2 protein-coding genes are annotated in these 1,000 nt (G+C 70.3%); both read left to right on the top strand.

What is annotated here, in order from left to right; genetic code table 11:
* Positions 1 to 655: IS21-like element helper ATPase IstB (gene istB / locus EV671_RS26615; protein WP_132576909.1), on the top strand; the 655-nt coding region annotated here is incomplete at its 5' end.
* A complete protein-coding gene (locus tag EV671_RS26610; protein ID WP_132576908.1) occupies positions 652 to 849 on the top strand; it encodes a hypothetical protein in 198 nt (65 codons plus the stop codon). The genes istB and EV671_RS26610, both read left to right, overlap by 4 nt.
* Positions 850 to 1,000 lie beyond the last annotated feature (151 nt).

The raw sequence follows: 1,000 nt of genomic DNA, 5'->3' as shown, positions 1-1,000 counted from the left end.
GGAGCGCAGTCGCCGCAGCCTGGAGCGCCGCCTGCGCGAGGCCCACATCGGTCAGTTCAAGCCGCTGGCCGACTTCGACTGGAGCTGGCCCGCGCAGATCGACCGCGGCGCCGTGGAAGACCTCATGGCCCTGCAGTTCCTGGCCGACGCCACCAACGTCGTGCTCGTCGGCCCCAACGGCGTGGGCAAGACCATGTGCGCCTGCAACCTCGGCTACCAGGCGGTGCTCGCCGGCCACACGGTGCTGTTCGTCACCGCCGGCCAGTTGCTGGGCGACCTGGCCGCTCTGGACAGCGACTCGACCCTGCGGCGCCGGCTGCGCCATTACGCCGCGCCCGACCTGCTGCTGATCGACGAGGTCGGCTACCTCTCCTACTCGAACCGCCACGCCGACTTGCTGTTCGAGCTGGTCAGCCGGCGCTACCAGCACAAGAGCACGGTGGTTACAACGAACAAAGCGTTCGCCGACTGGGGCGAGGTGTTCCCGAACGCGGCCTGCGTGGTCTCGCTGGTCGACCGGCTGATGCACCGCGCTGAGGTCGTGCGCATCGAGGGCGAGTCCTACCGGGCCAAGGAGGCCCAGGAGCGGCTGGCCGCACGCACGCGCCAGCGCGCAGCCAAGGCCGGCGCCGCCTCCCGCAAGGCCAAGCTGTGACGCCACGCCAGGCCACCCCATCGGCGCTGCCGGCGCACTGGACGCCCGAGCAGGCGTTGGCCGTCTTCGAGTGCCTGCAGACCTTGAGCGAGCAGCTCTGGACCCTCTACGGTCCACGGATCCAACAGGCCTGGCGCGATCAACTCGTGCGCGACACACCATCGCCCCCCGCCGACCCGAGCGAACCGTTCTGACGCCGCCGAATAACGTCGCCGCCCTCGTCGGCGGCGTCCTCATCTCATCCACCAGGGCCCCACGGGGCCCTTCCCACTGGCCGGACCGGCTACCGGCTTACGCGCAAAACCGCGTCCTCACCGCCGAATAAGCGCGGATCCTGACCGCCGC

Origin of the sequence: Roseateles saccharophilus, assembly GCF_004342485.1 — a bacterium.
In the GTDB taxonomy this organism is placed as follows: domain Bacteria; phylum Pseudomonadota; class Gammaproteobacteria; order Burkholderiales; family Burkholderiaceae_C; genus Pelomonas; species Pelomonas saccharophila.
Note: the sequence above shows the minus strand (reverse complement) of the source record. Positions and strands in the feature narration are given on the sequence as shown.